This is a genomic window from Kitasatospora sp. NPDC127060 (genome assembly GCF_042724935.1).
In the GTDB taxonomy this organism is placed as follows: Bacteria; Actinomycetota; Actinomycetes; order Streptomycetales; family Streptomycetaceae; genus Kitasatospora.
Window position 1 is genome coordinate 344,551 of record NZ_JBHXEG010000001.1, and the last position, 21,221, is coordinate 365,771.

Below are 21,221 nucleotides of genomic sequence, written 5' to 3' on the forward strand. Positions count from 1 at the left end.
CGCTGACCTGCATGCCTCGCCGAAAACTGCGCGTCAAGGCCGTCGACTCCGCCCGGATCAACACCGAGCTGACCGAGCTCCGCACCCGCCTGGAGATCCACACCGAGTGGCCCGAGGCGGTGCTCGCCGAGGCGGAGGAGGCGGCCGGGAGCCCCCGGCTGCCGGAGTACGACGCCACCGACCTGCCGCTGTTCACCGTCGACCCGCCCGGCTCCCGCGACCTCGACCAGGCCATGCACCTGACCCACCGTCCGGGCGGCGGCTACCGGGTGCACTACGCGATCGCCGACGTCGCCGCCTTCGTCCGCCCGGGCGGCGCCATCGACGCCGAGGCCCGCCGCCGGGTGGAGACCCTCTACTTCCCGGACCACCGCGTCCCGCTGCACCCGGCCCGGATCTCCGAGGACGCCGCCAGCCTGCTGCCCGGCGAACCCCGCCCGGCCCTGCTCTGGCAACTGGACCTGGACACCGACGGCGCCGTGGTGCTGGCGGACGTCCGACGGGCCCTGGTGCGTTCGCACCGCCGCCTGGACTACGCGGCCGTCCAGCGGGCCGTGGACCTCGGCGGCGCCGACGAGCAGCTCGCGCTCCTCGCCACCGTCGGCCGGCTGCGCGAGGAGCAGGAGCGGGCCCGCGGCGGGATCAGCCTGCCGGTGCCCGAGCAGGAGGTCACCGAGACCCTGCACGGCTACGTGCTCGGCTACCGCGCGGCCGGTCCGGCCGACGGCTGGAACGCCCAGATCTCGCTGCTCACCGGCATGGCCGCGGCCGAGCTGATGCTGGACGCGGGCGTCGGCCTGCTGCGCACCCTGCCGGCGGCGCCCGCCGCCGCGTACGAGCGGCTGCGCCGGATCGCCGACGCGCTGGACGTGGACTGGCCGCAGGCCGTCCCGTACCCGGAACTGATCCGGTCGCTGGATCCGGAGGTGCCGTTGAACGCCGCCTTCCTGAACGCCTGCACGGGTCTGCTGCGCGGCGCGGGCTACCACGCCTTCGACGAGTCCCGTGGCCTGCCGGCCCCCGTCGAGCCGGGGCACGCCGCGCTGGCCGCCCCGTACGCGCACTGCACCGCACCGCTGCGCCGGCTCGGCGACCGCTTCACCCAGGAGGTGTGCGCGGCGGTGGCGGCGGGGGAGGACGTACCGGGCTGGGCGCGGGAGGCGCTGCCGGCCGTGCCGACGCTGATGGCGAGCGGGGACCGGCGGGCGGCCGAGGTCGAACGGGCCTGCGTGGACCTGGTGGAGGCGGAGCTGCTGGTCGGCCGGGAGGGCGAGGACTTCTCGGCGGTGGTCATCGAGGTGGACGGCAAGCGCCCCGGGTCGGGGACCGTCCAGCTGCGCGAGCCCGCCGTCCGGGCCCGCTGCGACGCGGCCGTGAACGGCTCGCCGGCCGGGGCTCCCGCCGGGCTGCCGCTGGGCCGGGAGATCGACGTCCGGCTCAGCAGGGCGGACCCGGCCACCCGGACGGTCCGCTTCGAGGCGCTCTGAGTCCTCCGCCCCCGGCCCGGGGGTGGGAGGATCGGTCCGTGCCCGATCCCCAGCTCCCCACCCTCGCCCCCGGACCCGCCGGGCCCGTCCCCGACGCCGGGCGCCGCCGCCGGCTGCTCGTCCTCGCGATCTGCTGCCTGAGCCTGTTCATCGTCGGCCTGGACAACACCGTGGTGAACATCGCGCTCCCGGTGATCCAGAAGGACCTGGACGCCCCGGCCTCCGGCCTGCAGTGGATCATCGACGCCTACACCCTGGTGCTGGCCTCGCTGCTGATGCTGTTCGGCTCGGTGGCCGACCGCTTCGGCCGCCGCCGGGTGTTCCAGATCGGCCTGACCTGCTTCGCGCTGGGCTCACTGCTGTGCAGTCTGGCGCCGAGCCTGGAGTGGCTGGTGGCGTTCCGGGCGCTGCAGGCGGTGGGCGGTTCGATGCTGAACCCGGTGGCGATGTCGATCATCACCAACACCTTCACCGATCCCAAGGAGCGGGCCCAGGCGATCGGCGTCTGGGGCGGTGTGGTCGGCATCTCGATGGCGCTCGGCCCGCTGCTCGGCGGCTTCCTGGTGGACGGCGCCGGCTGGCCGTCGATCTTCCTGATCAACGTCCCGGTGGCGCTGCTGGCGATACTGCTGACGGTCCGCTACGTCCCCGAGTCGCGCGCGCCCAGGCCGCGCCGGCTGGACCCGGTGGGGCAGTCGCTGATGGTCGTCCTGCTGGGCTGCGGCACCGCGGCGATCATCGAAGGCCCGGGCAGCGGCTGGACGTCCCCGCTGATCCTGGCCCTGGCCTCGGCCGCGGTGGCCGCGCTGATCGCCTTCCCGCTGTGGGAGCGGCGGGTCGCCGAGCCGCTGGTGGACCCGCGGTTCTTCGCCAGCGCGCCGTTCACCGGGGCGACCGTCACCGCGGTCTGCGCGTTCGCCGCGCTCGGTGGCTTCCTCTTCCTCAACACCCTCTACCTGCAGGACGTCCGGCACTACACCCCGGTCGAGGCGGGCCTGTGGACGCTGCCGATGGCCGGGCTGATGCTGGTCTGCGCGCCGCTGTCCGGACGGATCGTCGGCAGCCGGGGCCCGCGGCTGCCGCTGGTGGTGGCCGGCCTGGGCCTGGCCGCCAGCGGACTGCTGCTGACCCGGCTGACCGCGGACTCCCCGGCGGCGCTACTGCTGGTCGCCTACGCGCTGTTCGGTTTCGGCTTCGGCCTGGTGAACGCGCCGATCACCAACGCGGCCGTCTCCGGGATGCCGCGGGCCCAGGCGGGTGTGGCCGCGGCCGTGGCCTCGACCAGCCGCCAGGTCGGCCAGTCGCTGGGGGTCGCGGTGATCGGTACGGTCGTCACCTCGGCGGTGGTGGGCCCGATGGCGACCGGCTTCGCCCCGGCCAGCCACGCCGGCTGGTGGATCCTGGTCGGTCTCGGCGGGGCGGTCCTCGTCCTCGGGGTGCTCACCACGGGCGCCTGGGCGACGGGTACGGCCGCCCGGGTGGCGGCCCGCCTCGGTGCGGAGGCGCCGGTGGTCCGGACCGGGGTGCGGGAGGCCCCGCCCGAGCGGCTACCATGACCACTACGGCGGAAGAGCCGGCCGGGCGGTCGCGACGGGTCCCAGACCCGCCGAGGAACGTCCGGGCTCCACAGAGCAGGGTGGTGGGTAACGCCCACCCGGGGTGACCCGCGGGACAGTGCCACAGAAAACAGACCGCCCACCGCTTCGGCGCGTGGGTAAGGGTGAAACGGTGGTGTAAGAGACCACCAGCGACCGGGGTGACCCGGCCGGCTAGGTAAACCCCACCTGGAGCAAGGTCAAGATCGGTGCCTTCGGGCGCCGTGCGCGAGTGTTCGAGGGCTGCTCGCCCGAGCTCGCGGGTAGACCGCACGAGGCTGTCGGCAACGGCAGCCCTAGATGGATGGCCGTCTCCCCGGGCCGCGCAAGCAACCCGGGTGACAGAACCCGGCGTACAGGCCGACTCTTCCGCCCCCTGAACGTCGGAGGCCCTCCGGCCCGCGCGCGTAGCGCCGGCCGGAGGGCCTTCGTGCGTCCCGTCCCGACTCAGGCCGGGCGGGAGCCGACGGCGTCGCGGATCTGTTCGCCGAGGCCGCCGTTGACGCGGGCGCAGTTGGCGCAGCAGAAGAACATGCCGGCCACCTCGACGCCGTGGCCGACGATGCGCACGTGGCACTGTTCGCAGCGTGGGGCGAGTTTCTCCATCGCGCACTCGAAGCTGTCGAAGGTGTAGGTGTCGCCGGTGACCGTCTTGATCTCGAAGGCGAGCCAGTAGTCGTTGCCGCAGGTGACGCAGATGGCCATGGCGGCCGTCTCCTTCCGGTGGGGGCCGGCCCTGGCGGGGCGGCTCCTTCCAGTGTCGAAGGACCGGCGGGCGGCGGCCACCCGGTGGGCCCGTCCGGCGGGACGGGCCGGGCGGCGCAGGGCGGAGGCGGGCGGCGTCGGGCGGGACCCGGGCGGGAGCGTCAGGCGGAGCCGGCGGAGAGCTCCTCCAGGGCCCGGACGGCGCGGTCGGCGTCGTCGGCGGCGACGAACAGGTGGTCGTGGTGGAAGCCGGCCACCACGTTGCAGCTGATGCCCCGCTCGGCGAGCCGCCCGGCGACGGCCGCGGTCAGTCCGACGGCCTCCAGCGCGGAGTGGATCTGCAGGGTGATCCAGGCCGCCACGTACTCGTAGCGCAGCCCGAGCGCGTCCGCCTCGTCCTGGGCGACCACCACGGTCACCCCTTCGGGTTCGGCCACGGTCACCACCGGCCGCATCCCGGCGGGCACCTTCGCGGGGAGGGTGCAGTAGACGTACCGCCCCGGGTTGAGTTGCGGGCGCATCCCGCGGAGCAGGGTCGCAAGGTCTCGTTCACCGGCCATACCCGTCACCGTATCGGTTGGTCCGGGCCGGTGCCGTCCGGAGGATGTCCTGTCGCGGCGACGGTCGAGGGCGAGGCCGCGGTGCTTCGCCGCACGGCCGGTCCGGACGCCGGCGCCGGAGCCGTTGCAGTCGTAGATCCGGACCTGCGCGTCGTTCGCCGTGGAACTCCCGTCCACCTCAAGGCACTTGTCGTTGCCGAAGGTGATCGTGAATGCCTGGTCGGTGGCCGTGGTGACGGCCTGCGCGGAGGTCGAGGGAGCCGCGGGCGTGGCGCAGACGGCCAGGGCCGACAGGCCCGGCCAGGTGCCGACGCGTGATCGTCCGTTCATGGGCCCGAATGCTGTCGGCACCCCGGTAGACGTGCGATCAGTAAGTCGTCGGGAGCCTGCCGGACTCCGTGGGCCGCTGGCGGAGCCGTGTCGGTATCCGTTGACGAGCGACAGTCACCGATATATCGTCGAACTATCGAGACAGTGACTCGACTGTCTCGGATGCGTCAGATGGAACCTTCAGGAGGTGGGCGCCATGCGCTCAGGAATGCGATTTCGCGGCGAGGGCCCGCGCGGCGGCGGGCGACGCCGTGGGCCGGGCCCGGAGCTCCGGGGGATGCCCGGGGACGGCTTCGAGGGGCGGGAGGCCTTCGGCGGCTTCGGCCCGCCGTTCGGCGGCGGTGGCCCCGGCCGGTCGATGGGCGGCCCGTTCGGGCACGGCTTCGGCGGCCACGGCGGCCGGCGCGGTGGCCCGCACGGGCGGCGCGGCGGCCGGGCCCGGCGCGGCGACGTCCGGGCCTCGCTGCTGGCGCTGCTCAAGGAGCGGCCGATGCACGGCTACGAGATGATCGCCGAGATTGCCGAGCGGACCAACGGGGCCTGGCGGCCCAGCCCGGGGTCGATCTACCCGAACCTCCAACTGCTGGAGGAGGAGGGCATGATCACGGCGGAGGAGGTCGGTGGCAAGCGGCTGGTCTCGCTCACCGAGAAGGGCCGCGCCGAGGCCGAGGCCGGCCCCGCCGAGCCGTGGGCCGAAGCCGGCCGGGAGGTCGACTGGGAGGCCGTCCAGGAGGTCGGCCAGGCGCTCGCCGCGGTCGAGCAGGCGGTCCAGCAGGTCATGCGGACGGGCACCGAGGCGCAGCGCGTCAAGGGCCTGGCGGTGCTGACCGAGGCCCGCAAGAAGCTCTACCTCATCCTCGCAGAGGATGACTGACCGGTGCGGGGGGCCGGTCCCGGCGGCAGCCGGTGACACGGGCGGTGCCGCTGCCCAAGGGTCGATGACTGCTCAGGGGCCGACCACGGCCCGAGGGTCGATCACTGCTCAGGGGTGGAGCACTCCGGAGGGACCGATCATTGCTCGGGTCGGCCGGCTGCTCAGGGGCGGACCACGAAGAGGGCCACGCAGGCGAGCAGCAGCACCGCCCAGCCGAACCAGAGCCAGCCGTCCGGGCCGATCGTCACGCTGTAGAGGCAGACCACCAGCAGCAGCACCCCCGTCACCCCGGCGACCTGCCGGTTGTGGTGGGCGGCCGCCTGCGCGCGGCTCCTGGAGCGCCGTACGGGGTGCCGTGCCGTCCTGGCCATGCCGACCTCCCGGGGAGGGGAAGGGGAGCGGGCGGCCGGTCAGTCCGAGGGTCCGGTGGAGGCCGCCTCGTCGTACTCGTAGCGCCAGAACCAGCTGAGTCCCCGCGTCTGCTTGCTCCGGACGTACACCAGTGTGCGCGCGGCGGCGTCGCCGTGCGCGGGGACCGGGACCTTGTACTTCTTGGGCACGCCGAGCATCGGCCCCAGCGGGATCGGGAGGATCCGCCCGTCCAGGGGCCCGCCGACGAATTCGGTGTCCGCGCTCTTCACCCCTCCAGGGTCTCACCTCCACGCGGTGGCCACGGCGGGAGCACCCCGGGGCGGAGGCCCGGTGAGAGCGGAGTGCCCGGAGTGTGACCGGAGAGGCACCGCCCCCGGTCATCCGGAGGCCCCGCGCACCCTTATCCTTCCTGTTACGCCCTCGGGGTCCGCCCCGGGTCAGCGGGCCCGTACGGGCCGGGCGGGGCGCGTGTCAGCGCGCCCTCCGGCCGTCACCGGCGCGGACAGCGTGCTGCCGCGACAGGCGTACCGAGACCCGGCGTCGGCCGTCCGGTGACCCCGGGCCGCGGTCGGCGGGGCGCGGACAGCAGGGCCGAGCACCACCTCGGGGAAGCAGCGGGGGGCGCCGTGCGTTGCGTCGGAGTGGTACGTCGAACGCTGTGTCGCACCAGGCACGGCAGTTGCGCGGAAGGGGCCCGATGGAAGCCGGCGGCAGGTGGACGACCTGGTGGCAGAAGCGTGACCGACAGCGGGACCGCCCGGGAGGCGCGGACCCGGCCGCCAGACTCGATCAACTGCTCGGCGCGGTACGCGCCGGATTCCCCCTCGCACCCGCCGCCCACCCGGCCGGCTACCGGTGCTCCTGCGACCGGGTGGCCTGCCCAGCCCCGGCCCAGCACCCGGTCTCCTTCGCCTGGCAGACCCAGGCCACCACCGACCCCGAGCAGCTCTCCCGCTGGCTCTCCCGCGACCCCCTGGCCAACTTCGTCACCGCCACCGGCCGGGTGCACGACGTGCTGGACGTTCCGGCCGAGGCCGGCCGGCTCGCCCTGGAGCGGCTGACCGCGCTGGGCGTCGAGGGCCCGGTCGCCGCCGTCGGCGAGGACCGCTACCTGTTCTTCACCGCCACCCGGGGCACCCCCCAGGACGAGGACGAGTGGTGGGACAGCGCGCTGGACTCCACCCCGGACACCATGTCCGAGCACCCCGGTCTGCGCTGGCACTGCCGCGGCTCGTACACCCTGCTCCCGCCGGCCGCGCTGCCGGACGGCTCCGAGGTGCGGTGGCTGCGCGGGCCCGAACTGCCGCTGCCGGACCCGCTGCGCGTCCTGGACGTGCTCACCGACGCCTGCACCGAGGTGGGCGCCGTCGCCGAGGAGCAGTGGCTGATCGGCTAGGACGCCCACCGGTCGGGGTCACGGCGGGGCTTGCGGAGAAGCTTGCGGCAGGACCTGCCGCAGGACTTGCCGCAGGACCTACGCCAGGACTTACGCCAGGGCTTACGGCAGGGTGAGGATCTCCGCGCCGTCCGCCGTGACCACCAGGGTGTGCTCGAACTGGGCGGTGCGCTTGCGGTCCTTGGTGACGACCGTCCAGCCGTCCGGCCAGATCTCGTAGTCGTAGGTGCCCAGGGTGAGCATCGGCTCGATGGTGAAGGTCATGCCGGGCTTGATGACCTCGGTGGCCCGCTCGCTGTCGTAGTGCGGGATGATCAGGCCGGAGTGGAACGACGTGTTGATGCCGTGTCCGGTGAAGTCCCGCACCACGCCGTAGTCGAAGCGCTTGGCGTAGGACTCGATGACCCGTCCGATGACGTTGACCTGACGGCCCGGCTTGACCGCCTTGATCGCCCGGTCGAGGGACTCCCGGGTGCGCTCGACCAGCAGCCGGGACTCCTCGTCCACGTCGCCGACCAGGTAGGTGGCGTTGAGGTCGCCGTGCACCCCGTGGATGTACGCGGTGGCGTCGATGTTGACGATGTCGCCGTCCTGCAGCACGGTCGAGTCCGGGATGCCGTGGCAGATCACCTCGTTGATGGAGGTGCAGACGGACTTGGGGAAGCCGCGGTAGCCGAGGTCGGAGGGGTAGGCCCCGTGGTCGCACATGTACGCGTGGGCGACGGCGTCCAGCTCGTCGGTGGTGACACCGGGGGCGATCAGCTTGGCCGCCTCCTCCATCGCCCGGGCGGCGATCCCGCCGGCGATCCGCATCTTCTCGATCGTCTCGGCGGTCTGCACCTCGGGCCCGGTGTACGGCGTCGGGGCGGGCTTCCCGACGTACTCGGGGCGCGCGATGTGCGCCGGGACCTTGCGGGTGGGGGACTGGATGCCGGGTACGAGAGCCATGGCGGCGAGTCTAGTCGCCACCCCCGCCCCCGCCCCGGCCCGGCGGTTCCCCCCGTGGTGTGCAGGGCGGCCCGGCCCGGGGAATGATCGGTACCGACCCTTGTGTCCGGACAGGAGAACACCATGCCCCTCGGATTCAACCGCAAGCCGACCGGCAAGCCCGGCGAGTGGTTCTACTGCATCAAGCACGGCAAGGTCGAGGAGGGCCCCGAGTGCCCGGCCAAGGACCGCCTCGGCCCGTACGCCACCCCCGACGAGGCCGCCCACGCCCTGCAGATCGCCGACGAGCGCAACCGCGAGTGGCAGAACGACCCGCGCTGGAGCGACCGGCCGAAGGACGAGGGCGGTCAGTAGCGCGGCGACCGGTCACGCCGGGGCGGCGGTCTGCTGTTCCGTGCGTTCGTGCTCGGCGCGGACGGCCGCGGTGTGCGGGTCGGTGCGGTCGTCGTAGGCGAGCAGACGGGGCAGGGCGGCGGCGACGGCGAGGACGGCGGCGACGCAGGCCAGGCCGCCGGTCCAGACGGCGGCGCGGGCTCCGAGCAGGCCGGCCATGGTGCCGGCCCGGACCTGGCCGAGCTGGGGGCCGACGGAGAAGCTGAGCAGTTCGACGCCGGCCATCCGGCCGCGGACCGCGTCCGGGATGGACTGGTTCCACATGGTGGAGCGGGCGAGCCCGCTGATCTCGTCCGCGCCGCCGGCCAGCGCCAGTCCGAGCAGCACCACCCAGACGTTCCCGGACAGCCCGGCCAGCGTCATGGCCGCGCCCCAGCCGACCGCGGCGGCCACCAGCAGCCGCCCGTGCCGGTGCACCCGGGACGCCCAGCCGCTGGTCGCGCCGACCAGCAGGGCGCCGACGGCGGAGGCCGCGTACATCGGGCCGAGTGCCCACTCCGCACCCAACTCCGAGGCCAGGAACGGGAAGACGGCCACCGGGAAGGCGAACAGCATGGCGCAGACGTCGATCGCGTAGGTGCCCAGCAGGTCCTTGCGGCTCCACGCGTACCGCACGCCCGTCAACACCGCCCGCACAGAAGGGCGTTCGGCGCCGGTGGCCGGCGGCACCGCCTTGATCCGGACGAGCAGCAGCAACGAGACGGCGAAGGTCAGCACGTCCAGCGCGTACGCGGTGTGCACCCCCGAGAACGCCACCACGACACCGGCCAGTGCCGGCCCGGCCACCGAAGCGACGTTGTGGTAGAGCGACTTGAGGGCGAAGGCGGCCGTCAGGTGCTGGTGCGCCACGATCCGCGGCAGCAGCGAATCGAGGGCCGGGCGCTGCAGGCCGTCGCAGGCCGCGACCAGTGCGGCGACCAGGTAGATCGGCCAGAGCAGCGGGTGCGGCAGCAGGGCGTTGAGCAGCAGCAGTCCGGCGAGCAGGCCGAGTGCGGCCTCGGAGCGCAGCACCAGCCGTCGGCGGTCCAGGGCGTCGGCGAGGGCGCCGCCCCAGAGGCCGAAGACGATCAGCGGGACGAGTTCGACGGCGCCGATCAGGCCCACCGCGAAGGAGGAGCCGGTGAGTTCCTTGATCTGCATCGGCACGGCGACGTACGTCAGGAAGCTGCCGAAGCTGGTGACGCAGCCGCTCGTCCACAGGTAGCGGAAGTCGCGGGAGGCGCGCCACGGCGTCAGATCGGGTGTCAGCGAGCGCAGCAGGCCGCGTGGCCGACCGGTATGCGGTGGTTCGTCGTCGTTCACGAACCACCATCCTCGGGCGGTCGGTTCCGCGCCCGCAACGGGTTTTTCACCAGCGGTTGATCGCGGGTCCCGCGGTCAGTCGCCCGGCGAGTCCGGCCAGCCGGTCCAGCGCGGAGCGGCGGCCCGGCGGCTGCCCGGCGGCGGCGCTGACCAGGTGCTGGGCGAGGTCGAAGGGCTCCTCGGCGGCGGTGCCGACACCGAGCCGCTCGTGCGCGAGACCGGCGAGGTCGCCGGTGGCGGAAGCGGTGCCGTCCAGCGCCAGCACCGTCGCGCCGTGCCGGCGGGCGTCCTGCACCCGCTCCAGCAGGGGGACGCCGGCCGCCCCCGGGGCCACCACCAGCACGGTGGCGCCGCGCCCGGCCTCGGTCAGCCGCCGCAGGTCGTGCGCCAGGTGGGCCGGGGCGGCGGCGGGCGGCCGGTGCCGCAGCAGGGTGGGTGCCAGCCGGGGGACGGCCGACCAGGCGGCCTCGTCCTCCAGGTGGGCGGCCAGGTGCCAGGGCTCGTACGCCTCGGTGCCGACCAGCAGCAGCTGGCCCGCCCCGCGCCGTTCCACCGAGCGCCGCAACGAGCCGGCGAAGCCGCCGACCGCCTCCAGCCAGCCGGTGCCCGCGAGCCGCTCCCGGAGTGCCGAAACTCTCACCGCGTCCATGCGGGCCAGGATGTCGCGCCGGGTCGGCGATTTGGGAAGATCGGGCCATGACTTCCCTCGAATCAGCGACAAACCCGGCCCACGAGCTGCCGGACGTCTCGCAGTTGGTGGTCGGCGTCCTCGGCGGCACCGGCGACCAGGGGCGCGGCCTCGCCCTGCGGCTGGCCAAGGCCGGCCAGCAGGTGATCATCGGCTCCCGCGACGCCGCCCGGGCCGAGGCCTCGGCCGCCGAGCTGGGCCTCGGCGTGCGCGGCGCCGACAACGCCACCGTCGCCCGGGAGAGCGACGTGGTGATCGTCGCGGTCCCGTGGGACGGCCACGCCGCCACCCTGACCGCGCTGCGCGGGGACCTGGCCGGAAAGATCGTCGTCGACTGCGTCAACCCGCTCGGCTTCGACAAGCAGGGTGCCTACGCGCTCAAGCCGGAGGAGGGCAGCGCCGCCGAGCAGGCCGCCGCACTGCTCCCGGACTCCCGGGTCACCGCCGCCTTCCACCACCTCTCGGCGGTGCTGCTGCAGGACGAGTCGGTCGAGCGGATCGACACCGACGTCATGGTGCTCGGCGACGACCGGCCCGCCACCGACGTGGTGCGGGCGCTGGCGAGCCTGATCCCCGGCATGCGCGGCATCTACTCCGGCCGGCTGCGCAACGCCCACCAGGTCGAGGCGCTGGTGGCCAACCTGATCTCGGTCAACCGCCGCTACAAGGCCCACGCGGGCCTGCGGATCACCGACGTGTAGTGACCGACCGATGACCGGCGTCGTGTCGGCCTCACCTCAGGGGGCCTGTCCTCAGGAATCCGTCTGCCGTCCGCCGGACGGACGACGCAATCCTGAGGACAGGCCCCCTGGGCCCAGCCCGGAGGTGAGGTCGGCGACAATGGGGGCCGGCCGCGACCCGGCCGTCCGTACCCGGTCCTAGGAGCCTCGCCCCATGCCTCGCACGTCCCTCTTCGCCCTGCTCGTCGTCGTCCTCGCGCTGGCGGCCGCCGTGGTCTCGATGATCGAGGGCTTCTGGATCGGGCTGATCTGGCTCCCGCTCGCCGGTGTGGCGAGCAACGTGCTGTGGATGAACCGCCGCAAGGCGAAGATCGCCGAGGCGGCGGCCGCCGCCCAGCAGGGCTAGCTCTTCCAGAAGCTGAACAGGTACCGGCCGACCGTCGCGTAGTCGGTGTCCACGCCGAACAGGCTCATCAGGTCGTGGACGATCCCGAAGAAGAACGAGTTCACCTCGGGCTGCCACAGCAGCGCGAACACCGCGAGCATCCCGTACGGGGCGAAGGGCTCGACCGAGCGCCGGGCCTTGGCCGACAGCCAGGGCTCGATGATCCCGTAGCCGTCCAGGCCGGGCACCGGCAGCAGGTTGAGCAGGGCCGCGCTGAGCTGCAGCAGGCCGAGGAAGCCGAGGGCGCAGGCGAACGGGGAGACGGGCAGCTCGTAGCCGTAGTACGAGGCGTGCAGGTCGGAGTCGTCCAGCCAGCCCGCGCCGACCGGGATCAGCAGCGCCGCCGCGAACACCACGTTCACCAGCGGCCCGGCCGCCGAGATCAGGCTGTGCTTGAGGCGCCCCTGGATCCGGCTGCGCTCGATCCACACCGAGCCACCGGGAAGGCCGATGCCGCCGAGGATCACGAAGACGATCGGCAGGACGAAGCTGAGCAGCACATTGGTGTACTTCAGCGGGTTGAGCGTGAGGTAGCCCTTGGCGCCGACGGTGATGTCACCGCCGTGCAGTGCGGTGCGCGCGTGGGCGTACTCGTGCAGGCAGAGCGAGACCATCCAGCCCGACACCACGAACAGGAACACTCCGAACCGGGCGTTGCCGTATCCCGAGTACACCGCCCAGGCGGAGGTGCCGAGGGTGGCGAGGAGCACCCAGAACACCGGGCTGATCCGGCGGTCCTCGCTGCGGGAACGCGGCGTGGCGGCGAAGGTCATCTGTGGGGGCTCCGTGAACAGAGGGACGGGGGACTACCGGCTGGGACCGATCATGCCGGGCGGGCCGGGGGCCGGACAAGCCGCCCAGGGGGAACGTCCGAGGGGCGGTGCCCGGTTCCGTCGGGCGGCGGCGCCCGGTGGGGGCCAGCACAATTGTGCGCCCTCGCAGCCGCCGATCGACCAGAATGGACCGGTGCACTACGGCATCCTCGGAACCACCACGGCCCACCACGACGACGGCACGCCGGTCCCGCTCGGCGGCGCCAGGCTGCGGGCGCTGCTCACCGCGCTGGCCCTGCGGCAGGGCCGACCGGTCCCGGCCGACCTGCTGGTGGACGAGGTGTGGGAGGCCGAGCCGCCGCAGGACTCCTCGGCCGCCCTGCAGACCCTGGTCGGCCGGCTGCGCCGCACCATCGGGCGGGAGCGGATCGGCTCCGGCCCGGCCGGGTACTGGCTGACCGACCCGGCCACCGACCTCGCCGACTTCCAGCGGCTTAGCACCGAGGGCCGCCGCGCCCTCGACACCGGTGACCACGCGCTGGCCGCCGAACGGCTGCGCGCCGCCCTGGCGCTGTGGCGCGGTCCCGCCCTGGCCGACCTGCCGGACCGCAGCGGGCCGGCCGCCCGGCTGGAGTCCCAGCGGGACGAGGCCCGCCGCCATCGGATAGCCGCCGACCTCGGGCTCGGCCGGGCCGGGGAGCTGGTCGCCGAACTCGCCGAACTGTGCGACCGGCAGCCGCTGGACGAGCCCTTGCAGCTGCTGATGCTGCGGGCCCTGCACGGGAGCGGCCGTACGGCCGAGGCGCTGCGGCACTACGAGCGCACCAGGCGCGCCCTGGCGGACGAGCTCGGCGCCGATCCGGGGCGGCAACTCCGTTCGTTCCACGCCGAGTTGCTCAAGTCGGCGGAAGCCGCTCCGGAGCCGGAGCCGGAGCCGGAGCCGGAGCGGATGCGACCGGCCCCGGCCCCGGTCGCGCCCCCGTCCGCCGCCCAACTCCCGCGCGCCACCGGAAACCTGCGCGGCCGGCTGACCAGCTTCGTCGGCCGGGAGAGCGATCTCGCTGCCCTGCGCGAGCTGGTGACGGCCCGTCGGTTGGTCACCCTGACCGGCCCCGGCGGCTCCGGCAAGACCAGGCTGTCGGTCGAGGCCGGCCGCGCCGAACAGTCCGCCGGGCAGTGGCCGGACGGCGTCTGGCTGGCCGAACTCGCCCCGCTGGAGAGTCCGGAGGCCGTCCCCGCCGCCGTGGTCTCCGCGCTCGGCCTGCGGGAGATCGTGCTGCACAGCGCCAGCATGGTCGCCGAGGTGATGGAGAAGCGCGCCGAGGACCCGGTGCGCCGGCTGATCGAACACTGCGGCCACCGCCGGATGCTGCTGGTCCTGGACAACTGCGAGCACCTGATCCAGGCCGCCGCCGATCTCGTGGACACCCTGCTCGCGGAGTGCCCGGGGCTGACCGTGCTCGCCACCAGCCGGGAGCCGCTGGGCGTCCCCGGCGAGACCGTGCTGCCGGTCGAGCCGCTGCCCGACCCGGTGGCGCTGCGGCTGCTCACCGAGCGGGCCGCCGCCGCCCGCCCCGGCTTCGACCCGCAGGGCGATCCGGAGGCCTGCGCCGAGATCTGCCGCCGCCTGGACGGCCTGCCGCTGGCCATCGAGCTGGCCGCCGCCCGGCTGCGGGTGATGACCGCCCGGCAGATCGCCGACCGCCTGGACGGCCGGTTCGCCCTGCTCACCGCCGGCAGCCGCACCCTGCTGCCGCGCCAGCAGACGCTGCGCGCGGTGGTCGACTGGAGCTGGGAGCTGCTGGGCAAGCGGGAACGGGCGGTGCTGCGCCGGCTCTCGGTGTTCGCGGGCGGCTGGCAGCTGGAGGACGCCGAGGCGATCTGCGCCGACGGCACCGGGGTGGTCGCCCCGGAGGTCGCCGACCTGCTGCTCTCCCTGGTGGACAAGTCCCTGCTGGTGGCCGACCTCGCCGACGACACCGGCCAGCCGCGCTACCGGATGCTGGAGACCATCCACGAGTACGCCACCGAGCGCCTCGCCGAGTCCGCCGCCGAACGCGACGCCACCGAGGCCCGGCACCTGGCGCACTTCCGCGCGCTGGTCGCCACCGCCGACCTCAACGTCCACGGCCCGCAGCAGCTGCACTGGCTGACCGTGCTGGAGCGCGAGCAGGACAACATCCGGGCCGCGCTGCGCCGCGCGGTCGACCGCGCCGACGAGGAGCAGGCGCTGGTCATCGCCGTCGGCATGAGCTGGTACTGGTCGCTGCGCGGCTACGGCATGGAGGCCCGCGGCTGGTACACCGCGATCGGCGCGCTCGGCCCGGACCCGTTCGGCCCGGACGCCCCGCGGCCGGTGCCGCTGGAGCGCAACGTGCTCGCGTACGGCGTCCCGATGCCCCGGGGGGTGGTCGAGGAGGCCCGCCGGCTGGTCGCGATGTTCCGGCTGATCGGGATGTTCGAGGGGAACCTCGACGTGCTCGGCAACCCGGACGCGGTCAGGATGGCGGAGGCGCTGCTGGACGCCTACACCCCGGAGCACCCGCAGGCCTACCGCTTCCCGGGGCTGATGCGGGTGTTCGGCGCCTTCCTGGCCGGCCGGCTGGAGGCGATGCGGGAGCTGATGGACGACGCCGTGCGCGGCTGCGAGGTGCACGGCGATCCGAACGACCTGGCGTTCGCCCTCCAGGTCCGGGCCAGGATGCTGAACGACTGGCCGGGCGGAGAGGAGCAGAGCATCCAGGACGGCGTGCGATCGCTGGAGCTGTTCGAGCAGGCCGGCGACCTCTGGGGGGTGTCCCAGGCGCTGTCGGCCCGCGGCGAGTCGCTGGCCAACCGGGGCGACGCCGTGGGCGCCGCCGCGGCGTACGAGCGGGCGATCGAACTGGCCGAGGAGCTGGGCGCACCGCAGGAGGTGCCGATGCTCCAGGTGAACCTCGGCAGCGCCCTGCTGGAGCAGGACCTGGAGCTCGGCGAGCGGATCATCAGGGAGGCGCTGGCCGCCATCGACGGTGCGGGCCTCAACCAGTCCGACACCGGCGCCCTGCTGTTCGGCCACCTGACGCTCTGCGGCATCCACGCCCAGCGCGGCGAGTACCCGCAGGCCCTGGCGGAGCTGGCGGAGCTCGACGCGATCACCTCGTCCGGGTTCGTGCCGGGCATCGTGCGCGGGATGCTGCTCAGCGCCCGGGGCTGGATCGTCGCCCGGGCGGGGGATCCGGACGAGGGGCTCGCCCTGCTGCGCGAGGGCCGCCGACTGCTGGTCTCGATGACGGCCGCGAGCGGGTTCGCCGAGCAGATGACGGTCATGGTGGTGCCGGCCGTGGTCGGGGTGCTGCGGGCGTTCGCGCAGCGGGACGGCGACCTGGAGCGGGCCCGGCAGGCGGCCGTGCTGATCGGCGCGCACACGCGGCTGAACGGCCCGAAGGGCGGCTACCTGGACCGGGTGGAGCGCGAGCGCTCGGCGGCCGTCCTGCAGGAGCTGCTGGGCGGTGCCGACTTCGAGGCGGCGCACGCGGTCGGTGAGGAGCTGACTCAGCGGCAGACCCAGGAGATGCTGACGGAGCTGATCGGCTGAGGCCGCCCCGGCGTCGCCCGCCCGGCAGGGTTCGCGGGACACGCCCCCGGGGGCCGGTCGTACGGGTGCCCGTCCCCTGGTCACCCGTACGACCGGCCCGCGTACCGGCCGGCGTCCTGTCCACGGCCGCCGGCCGGTCCTCGCCCCCGGCTCGCTCAGGTCCGCTTGCGGAAGCGGGCCACGGCGAGCGGGGCGAAGATCGCGGTCGAGGCGGCGGACCAGACCAGCACGATCATCACCGGGTGGGCGACCGCTCCCTGGCCGTTGAGCAGGGCCCGGGAGGCGTCGGCCAGCGCGGAGAGCGGGTTGACCTTGGTGAAGGCCTGCAGCCAGCCCGGCATGGTGCTGGTCGGCGCGAAGATCGAGCTGCCGAACTGCATCGGCATCAGGACCAGCATGGAGACGCCCTGGACGGCCTGGGCGCTCTTCAGCGACATGCCGAGCAGCATCGAGATCCAGACGATCGACATGCCGAACACCAGCGACAGGCCGACCGTGGCCAGCAGCTCCGGCAGGCCGGTCTTCAGCTCGAAGCCGAGGAGGAACGCGAAGGTCAGCAGGATCGCGGAGGAGAGCAGGGCGCGCAGGGTCTCGGCGACGATCTTGGAGAGCAGGACGGAGGCCCGGCCGATCGGCAGGGTGCGGAAGCGGTCCATCACCCCGGTCTGGAAGTCCGTGTTCAGGCCGGTGCCGACGGCCAGCGCCAGCGTCATGCCGGTCTGGCCGAGCAGTCCGGGGATCATGAACTGCTTGTACTGGTCCGGGTCCTGGGCGAAGATCGCGCCGCCGAAGACGTAGACGAACAGCACGGTGAAGATGATCGGCATCAGCACGGCGTCGAACATCGACTCCGGGTCGGCCTTGATCCGCATCAGGTTGCGGCGGGTCAGCGCACCGATGTGGCGCAGGGTGCCGGCCAGGCCGATCCGGGTGTCGTCGGCCGGGAGGCGGTCGGCCCGGGCGGGGGTGAGGGTGGCGGCGGTCATGCGACGGGCTCCTTGACGAGGGCGTCGGCGGACGCGGTGGCCGCGTCGGCGGTGGGCTTGCCGGTGATGGCGAGGAAGACCTCGTCCAGGCTGGGCACCTTGGTGTCGATGCCGGCGATCGCGAAACCGCGGCCGCCGAGCACCGCGATCACCGCGGTGAGCTGCTGCTCGCCGGTGATCGGCACCGCGAGCAGGCCTTCGTCGGGGGAGATGGTGGCGGAGCCGATCCCGGCCTCGTGGAGGCAGCGGGCCATCTCCGGCAGTTCGGCCGGGTGGGCCGGGCGGACCTGGAGGATCTGGCCGCCGACCTTGGCCTTGAGCTCGGCGACGCCGCCGTTGGCGATCACCTTGCCCCGGTCGATGACGGTCAGCTCGTTGGCGAGCTGCTCGGCCTCCTCCATGTACTGGGTGGTCAGCAGCACGGTGCTGCCCTCGGAGACCATCCGCTGCACCTCGTCCCACACCTCGTTGCGGGTGCGCGGGTCCAGGCCGGTGGTGGGCTCGTCCAGGTAGAGCACCCGGGGGCGGCCCATCATGCTGGCGGCCAGGTCGAGGCGCCGGCGCATGCCGCCGGAGTAGGTCTTGGCGATCCGCTTGGCGGCGTCGGTGAGCGAGAAGCGCTCCAGCAGCTCGGTGGCCCGGGCCTTGGCGTCGCGCCGGGAGAGGTCGAGCAGCCGGCCGATCAGGTAGAGGTTCTCGTAGCCGGAGAGCAGCTCGTCCACGGAGGCGTACTGCCCGGTCAGGCCGATGGTGCGGCGCAGCTGCTTGGGCTGGCTCAGGACGTCGTAGCCGCCGACGAACGCGGTGCCCGCGTCGGGCTTGATCAGCGTGGAGAGCACGCGGACCAGGGTGGTCTTGCCGGCGCCGTTGGGGCCGAGCAGGGCGAGGACGGTGCCTTCGCGGACGGTGAGGTCGACGCCGTCGAGGGCCTTGGTGTCGCCGAAGTGCTTGACGATGCCGTGCACCTCGACGGCGTTCCCGGCAGTTCCCCGCGTGTTCGGGGCGGTGGCGATTCCTGTCATGCCTCCAGGTTGTCCGCACCGGCTGTCAGCCCCCTGTCGCCGGGGCGGCCCCGCTGTCAGGCCGCTGTCACCCGCCGTCCGGCGCCGTCGGGGCGTGACAGCGGCCCCGCTCCGAGCCGCTCGGAACGGGGCCGTGAGGGCCAGGGCCCAGGGGCCGTCAGTGGAAGCTGTGCTCCTCCGCCGGGAAGGCGCCGCCGCGGACCTCCGCCGCGAACTCGCGGGCCGCGTCGCCGAGGACGCCGCGCAGGTTGGCGTACTTCTTGACGAACTTGGGCACCCGACCGGCGGTCATGCCGGCCATGTCGGTCCAGACCAGCACCTGGGCGTCGGTCTCCGGGCCGCCGCCGATGCCGACGGTCGGGATCGCCAGCTGCTCGGTGACCTGGGCGGCCAGCTCGGCCGGGACGGCCTCCAGCACCACCGAGAAGGCCCCGGCCTGCTGCACGGCCTTGGCGTCGCGGAGCAGCTGGTGGGCCGCCTCGTCGCCGCGGCCCTGGACGGGGTAGCCGCCGAAGGCGTGCACCGACTGCGGGGTGAGGCCGATGTGGGCCATCACCGGGATGCCGGCCTCGACCAGCAGCTCGATCGAGCGGGCGCTGCGCTCGCCGCCCTCCAGCTTGACCGCGCCGACCCCGGCCTCCTTCATCAGCCGGGCCGCGTTGTGCATGGCCTGGGCGGGCGACTCCTGGTACGAGCCGAACGGCAGGTCGGCGACGATCATGGCGCGCTGGGTGCCGCGGACGACGGCGGCGGAGAGCATCACCATCTGATCCATGGTCACCGGCACGGTGGTCTCGTAGCCGAGGTGGCAGTTGCCGGCCGAGTCGCCGACGAGCAGGACGGGGATCCCGGCCTCGTCGAACACGCCCGCGGTGAGGGCGTCGTAGGCGGTGAGCATCGCCCACTTCTCGCCGCGCTGCTTGGCGCCGGCGAGGTCGCGGACGGTGACGCGGCGGTTGGTGACCCCGCCGTAGAGGGTGGCGGTCGACGCCTGGTTCTGGGCAGGCGAAGGCGAAGAAGCGTTCATCGAACGGACTCCTGAAGGGTTGTCGTCTCGTGGCGCCGTACGGCGTCCCCGGATCACCTCCATGCTTGCACGCCCCGGCGCGAGCGCAAAGAGGGGTGTCGCCGCCGGGGTGCGATCCACGCCACACGCGCCCCGGGGGCATCAGCCGGGCTTTGCCTCGTTTTTACGAAACGGGCTCGTCTCGTATCGTATTGGCCGCTAATCTGTTCCCGGGGGGTTACGAGACGTCCGCGACTCGCAAATGCCCGCCAGTGCCACGCCAACACGGACGGGAAGACCAATGACCACCGCAGCCGCGCCACCCCGTGTGCCGGAAGCCATCCACCGTCGGCGCTGGGCGATCCTCTGCACCCTGGTGCTCGCCCTGCTCGTCGTCGTGCTCGACAACTCGATCCTCAACGTCGCGATGAAGACCATCGCGACCCCGGCCCCGGTCGGACTGGGCGCCACCCAGAGCGACCTGGAATGGTCGATCAACTCCTACACCCTGGTGTTCGCCGGGCTGCTCTTCACTTCGGGCCTGCTCGGCGACCGCTTCGGCCGCAAACTCGCGCTGCTGGTCGGCATGGTGGTCTTCGGCATCGCCTCGCTGCTGTCCTCGATGTCCGGCTCGCCCGGCGAGCTCATCGGCTACCGCGGCCTGATGGGCGTCGGCGCCGCGCTCGCGATGCCCGCCACGCTGGCGATCATCATGAACGTCTTCGAGCGCGAGGAGCAGCCCAAGGCCATCGGCATCTGGGCCGGCGCGGTCGGCCTGGCCATCGCCATCGGCCCGATCACCGGCGGCGTGCTGATCGAGCACTTCTGGTGGGGCTCGGTCTTCCTGATCAACGTCCCGATCGTGATCGTCGCGGTGATCGCGATGGCGATCCTGGTCCCCGAGTCCAAGGACCCCAACCCGGGCGCCCTCGACCCGGTCGGCGTGCTGCTGTCCGTCATCGGCCTGGTCGCGCTGATCTACGGCATCATCAAGGGCGGTGAGCTGGCCGACTTCACCTCCTTCGCCGCCTGGGGGCCGACCCTGCTCGGCGTGGTCGCCCTGGCCTCCTTCGTCGTGTACGAGCGCCGCATCCCGTTCCCCGCGCTGGACGTCACCTGGTTCCGCAACAAGGTGTTCAGCGCCTCCGTGGTGGTGGTCGGCGTGATCTTCTTCGCGCTGATGGGCGTCTCCTTCTTCGGCGTCTTCTACATCCAGAGCGTGCGCGGCTACAGCGCGCTGCAGGCCGGTCTGCTGATGCTGCCGCTGGCCGTCGCCCAGCTGATGTTCGCCCCGCGGGCCCGGCTGGTGGTCGAGCGCCTCGGCGTCGCCGCCACCGCCGCCGGCGGCATGGTGCTGGTCGCGCTCGGCTTCGTCGGCTACACTGTGTTGACCGCCACCACCCCGATCTGGGTGCTGATCGTGCTCGGCCTGGTGATGGGTACGGGCATGGCGCACGTGATGCCGCCGGTGACCGTCGCGATCATGGGCTCGCTGCCCCGAGAGAAGGCCGGCGCCGGCTCGGCCGTCAACAACACCTTCCGCCAGGTCGGCGGCTCGCTCGGGGTCGCCGTGCTCGGCGCGGTGCTCTCCACCGTCTACCGCGACGGCATGTCCGACACCCTCACCCGTCTGCCGGAGAACCTGCGCGACAAGGCGGGCGAGTCGCTGGAGGCCACCCTGGCCATCGCCGGCCGGATCCCGGACGGCAAGGGGCAGGCGCTGATCGCACCGGCGAACGACGCCTTCATCCACGCGATGCACGTGGTGGCCTCGCTCTCCGTCGGCATCTCGCTGGTCGGCGCGCTGGTCGCCTGGTTCCTGCTCCCGCGCCGCACCGCCGCCCCCGGCGGTCCGGGCAAGCCGGGCGCCGTGGGCGGGCCGGCCACCGAGCAGCCGGGCCAGGCCCGGGAGTCCGCGGCCGCCTGACCCCGGCCGTTCGACCCGGGGGCGCCTGACCTGCGGTCGACTGAGCGACAATGGCCCTGCCGGCCGGTGACTCCGGCCGGCGGGGCCCCGGCCCGGGCGGGGGGCGGACCCCCGGCGTCCGGACCGACGGAACCACCGACGGCGCCCGCGCGCCC

General features: G+C 73.5%; 20 protein-coding genes and 1 other RNA gene. 10 read left to right on the forward strand and 11 right to left on the reverse strand.

Going from position 1 to position 21,221, the window contains the following annotated elements:
• Positions 1 to 11: 11 nt before the first annotated feature.
• From ACFWIS_RS01515 to rnpB, 3 genes are all read left to right on the forward strand, one after another.
• Positions 12 to 1,487 (forward strand): RNB domain-containing ribonuclease, encoded by a 1,476-nt coding sequence (locus ACFWIS_RS01515; RefSeq protein WP_380454561.1) that lies wholly within the window; start codon positions 12 to 14, stop codon positions 1,485 to 1,487.
• A 38-nt stretch (positions 1,488 to 1,525) separates the two neighbouring features.
• Complete coding sequence (locus ACFWIS_RS01520) at positions 1,526 to 3,043, forward strand: MFS transporter (protein ID WP_380454559.1); 1,518 nt, start codon at positions 1,526 to 1,528, stop codon at positions 3,041 to 3,043.
• 13 nt (positions 3,044 to 3,056) lie between these two features.
• Positions 3,057 to 3,454: RNase P RNA component class A (rnpB, locus tag ACFWIS_RS01525), an RNA gene on the forward strand.
• 75 nt (positions 3,455 to 3,529) lie between these two features.
• Here the strand turns inward: rnpB and ACFWIS_RS01530 are convergent.
• Together ACFWIS_RS01530 and ACFWIS_RS01535 are read right to left on the reverse strand one after the other, a co-directional pair.
• Positions 3,530 to 3,787: a Prokaryotic metallothionein gene (locus ACFWIS_RS01530; RefSeq protein WP_380454557.1), complete on the reverse strand. Its 258-nt coding sequence runs from the start codon at positions 3,785 to 3,787 to the stop codon at positions 3,530 to 3,532.
• Between the two features lie 161 nt (positions 3,788 to 3,948).
• Positions 3,949 to 4,347 carry an ACT domain-containing protein gene (locus tag ACFWIS_RS01535; protein ID WP_380454579.1) on the reverse strand — a complete coding sequence of 133 codons (399 nt, stop codon included), beginning with the start codon at positions 4,345 to 4,347 and terminating at the stop codon, positions 3,949 to 3,951.
• Positions 4,348 to 4,873: 526 nt separating this feature from the next.
• Between ACFWIS_RS01535 and ACFWIS_RS01540 the strand changes: the two genes are divergently transcribed.
• Positions 4,874 to 5,551 (forward strand): PadR family transcriptional regulator, encoded by a 678-nt coding sequence (locus ACFWIS_RS01540; RefSeq protein ID WP_380454555.1) that lies wholly within the window; start codon positions 4,874 to 4,876, stop codon positions 5,549 to 5,551.
• Positions 5,552 to 5,712: 161 nt separating this feature from the next.
• On the opposite strand, the gene ACFWIS_RS01545 is transcribed toward ACFWIS_RS01540, so the two are convergent.
• Together ACFWIS_RS01545 and ACFWIS_RS01550 are read right to left on the reverse strand one after the other, a co-directional pair.
• Positions 5,713 to 5,922 carry a hypothetical protein gene (locus ACFWIS_RS01545; protein ID WP_380454553.1) on the reverse strand — a complete coding sequence of 70 codons (210 nt, stop codon included), beginning with the start codon at positions 5,920 to 5,922 and terminating at the stop codon, positions 5,713 to 5,715.
• 39 nt (positions 5,923 to 5,961) lie between these two features.
• Complete coding sequence (locus tag ACFWIS_RS01550) at positions 5,962 to 6,192, reverse strand: hypothetical protein (protein ID WP_380454551.1); 231 nt, start codon at positions 6,190 to 6,192, stop codon at positions 5,962 to 5,964.
• A gap of 428 nt (positions 6,193 to 6,620) precedes the next feature.
• On the opposite strand from ACFWIS_RS01550, the gene ACFWIS_RS01555 reads away from it, so the two are divergent.
• Entirely contained in the window at positions 6,621 to 7,319 is a 699-nt protein-coding gene (locus ACFWIS_RS01555) for a bifunctional DNA primase/polymerase (protein ID WP_380454550.1), read from the forward strand.
• 102 nt (positions 7,320 to 7,421) lie between these two features.
• Here the strand turns inward: ACFWIS_RS01555 and map are convergent, their stop codons facing one another.
• Positions 7,422 to 8,267 (reverse strand): type I methionyl aminopeptidase, encoded by an 846-nt coding sequence (gene map, locus ACFWIS_RS01560; RefSeq protein ID WP_380454548.1) that lies wholly within the window; start codon positions 8,265 to 8,267, stop codon positions 7,422 to 7,424.
• Between the two features lie 123 nt (positions 8,268 to 8,390).
• On the opposite strand from map, the gene ACFWIS_RS01565 reads away from it, so the two are divergent.
• Entirely contained in the window at positions 8,391 to 8,621 is a 231-nt protein-coding gene (locus ACFWIS_RS01565) for a hypothetical protein (RefSeq protein WP_380454546.1), read from the forward strand.
• A 12-nt stretch (positions 8,622 to 8,633) separates the two neighbouring features.
• Here ACFWIS_RS01565 and ACFWIS_RS01570 read toward each other — a convergent pair whose 3' ends face one another.
• Positions 8,634 to 9,962 carry an MFS transporter gene (locus ACFWIS_RS01570; protein WP_380454543.1) on the reverse strand — a complete coding sequence of 443 codons (1,329 nt, stop codon included), beginning with the start codon at positions 9,960 to 9,962 and terminating at the stop codon, positions 8,634 to 8,636.
• Positions 9,963 to 10,008: 46 nt separating this feature from the next.
• Positions 10,009 to 10,611, reverse strand: coding sequence for a hypothetical protein (locus ACFWIS_RS01575; protein ID WP_380454541.1), 603 nt, complete (start codon positions 10,609 to 10,611; stop codon positions 10,009 to 10,011).
• 47 nt (positions 10,612 to 10,658) lie between these two features.
• Here ACFWIS_RS01575 and npdG point away from each other — a divergent pair, with 47 nt between their 5' ends.
• Positions 10,659 to 11,351, forward strand: coding sequence for an NADPH-dependent F420 reductase (npdG, locus tag ACFWIS_RS01580; protein WP_380454539.1), 693 nt, complete (start codon positions 10,659 to 10,661; stop codon positions 11,349 to 11,351).
• A gap of 193 nt (positions 11,352 to 11,544) precedes the next feature.
• A complete protein-coding gene (locus tag ACFWIS_RS01585) occupies positions 11,545 to 11,736 on the forward strand; it encodes a hypothetical protein (RefSeq protein WP_380454537.1) in 192 nt (63 codons plus the stop codon).
• Here the strand turns inward: ACFWIS_RS01585 and ACFWIS_RS01590 are convergent.
• A complete protein-coding gene (locus ACFWIS_RS01590; protein WP_380454535.1) occupies positions 11,733 to 12,548 on the reverse strand; it encodes a site-2 protease family protein in 816 nt (271 codons plus the stop codon). The genes ACFWIS_RS01585 and ACFWIS_RS01590 overlap by 4 nt on opposite strands.
• A 193-nt stretch (positions 12,549 to 12,741) precedes the next feature.
• Between ACFWIS_RS01590 and ACFWIS_RS01595 the strand changes: the two genes are divergently transcribed.
• Complete coding sequence (locus ACFWIS_RS01595; protein ID WP_380454533.1) at positions 12,742 to 16,125, forward strand: BTAD domain-containing putative transcriptional regulator; 3,384 nt, start codon at positions 12,742 to 12,744, stop codon at positions 16,123 to 16,125.
• 155 nt (positions 16,126 to 16,280) lie between these two features.
• On the opposite strand, the gene ACFWIS_RS01600 is transcribed toward ACFWIS_RS01595, so the two are convergent.
• From ACFWIS_RS01600 to panB, 3 genes are all read right to left on the reverse strand, one after another.
• A complete protein-coding gene (locus tag ACFWIS_RS01600; RefSeq protein WP_380455883.1) occupies positions 16,281 to 17,111 on the reverse strand; it encodes an ABC transporter permease in 831 nt (276 codons plus the stop codon).
• Positions 17,108 to 18,133, reverse strand: a complete 1,026-nt coding sequence (locus tag ACFWIS_RS01605; RefSeq protein WP_380455880.1) for an ATP-binding cassette domain-containing protein — start codon at positions 18,131 to 18,133, stop codon at positions 17,108 to 17,110. Before ACFWIS_RS01605 ends, ACFWIS_RS01600 begins: the two co-directional genes overlap by 4 nt.
• Before the next feature lie 157 nt (positions 18,134 to 18,290).
• Positions 18,291 to 19,160 (reverse strand): 3-methyl-2-oxobutanoate hydroxymethyltransferase, encoded by an 870-nt coding sequence (gene panB / locus ACFWIS_RS01610; RefSeq protein WP_380455878.1) that lies wholly within the window; start codon positions 19,158 to 19,160, stop codon positions 18,291 to 18,293.
• 280 nt (positions 19,161 to 19,440) lie between these two features.
• On the opposite strand from panB, the gene ACFWIS_RS01615 reads away from it, so the two are divergent.
• Complete coding sequence (locus ACFWIS_RS01615; protein ID WP_380455875.1) at positions 19,441 to 21,066, forward strand: DHA2 family efflux MFS transporter permease subunit; 1,626 nt, start codon at positions 19,441 to 19,443, stop codon at positions 21,064 to 21,066.
• The last annotated feature ends 155 nt before the right edge of the window (positions 21,067 to 21,221 follow it).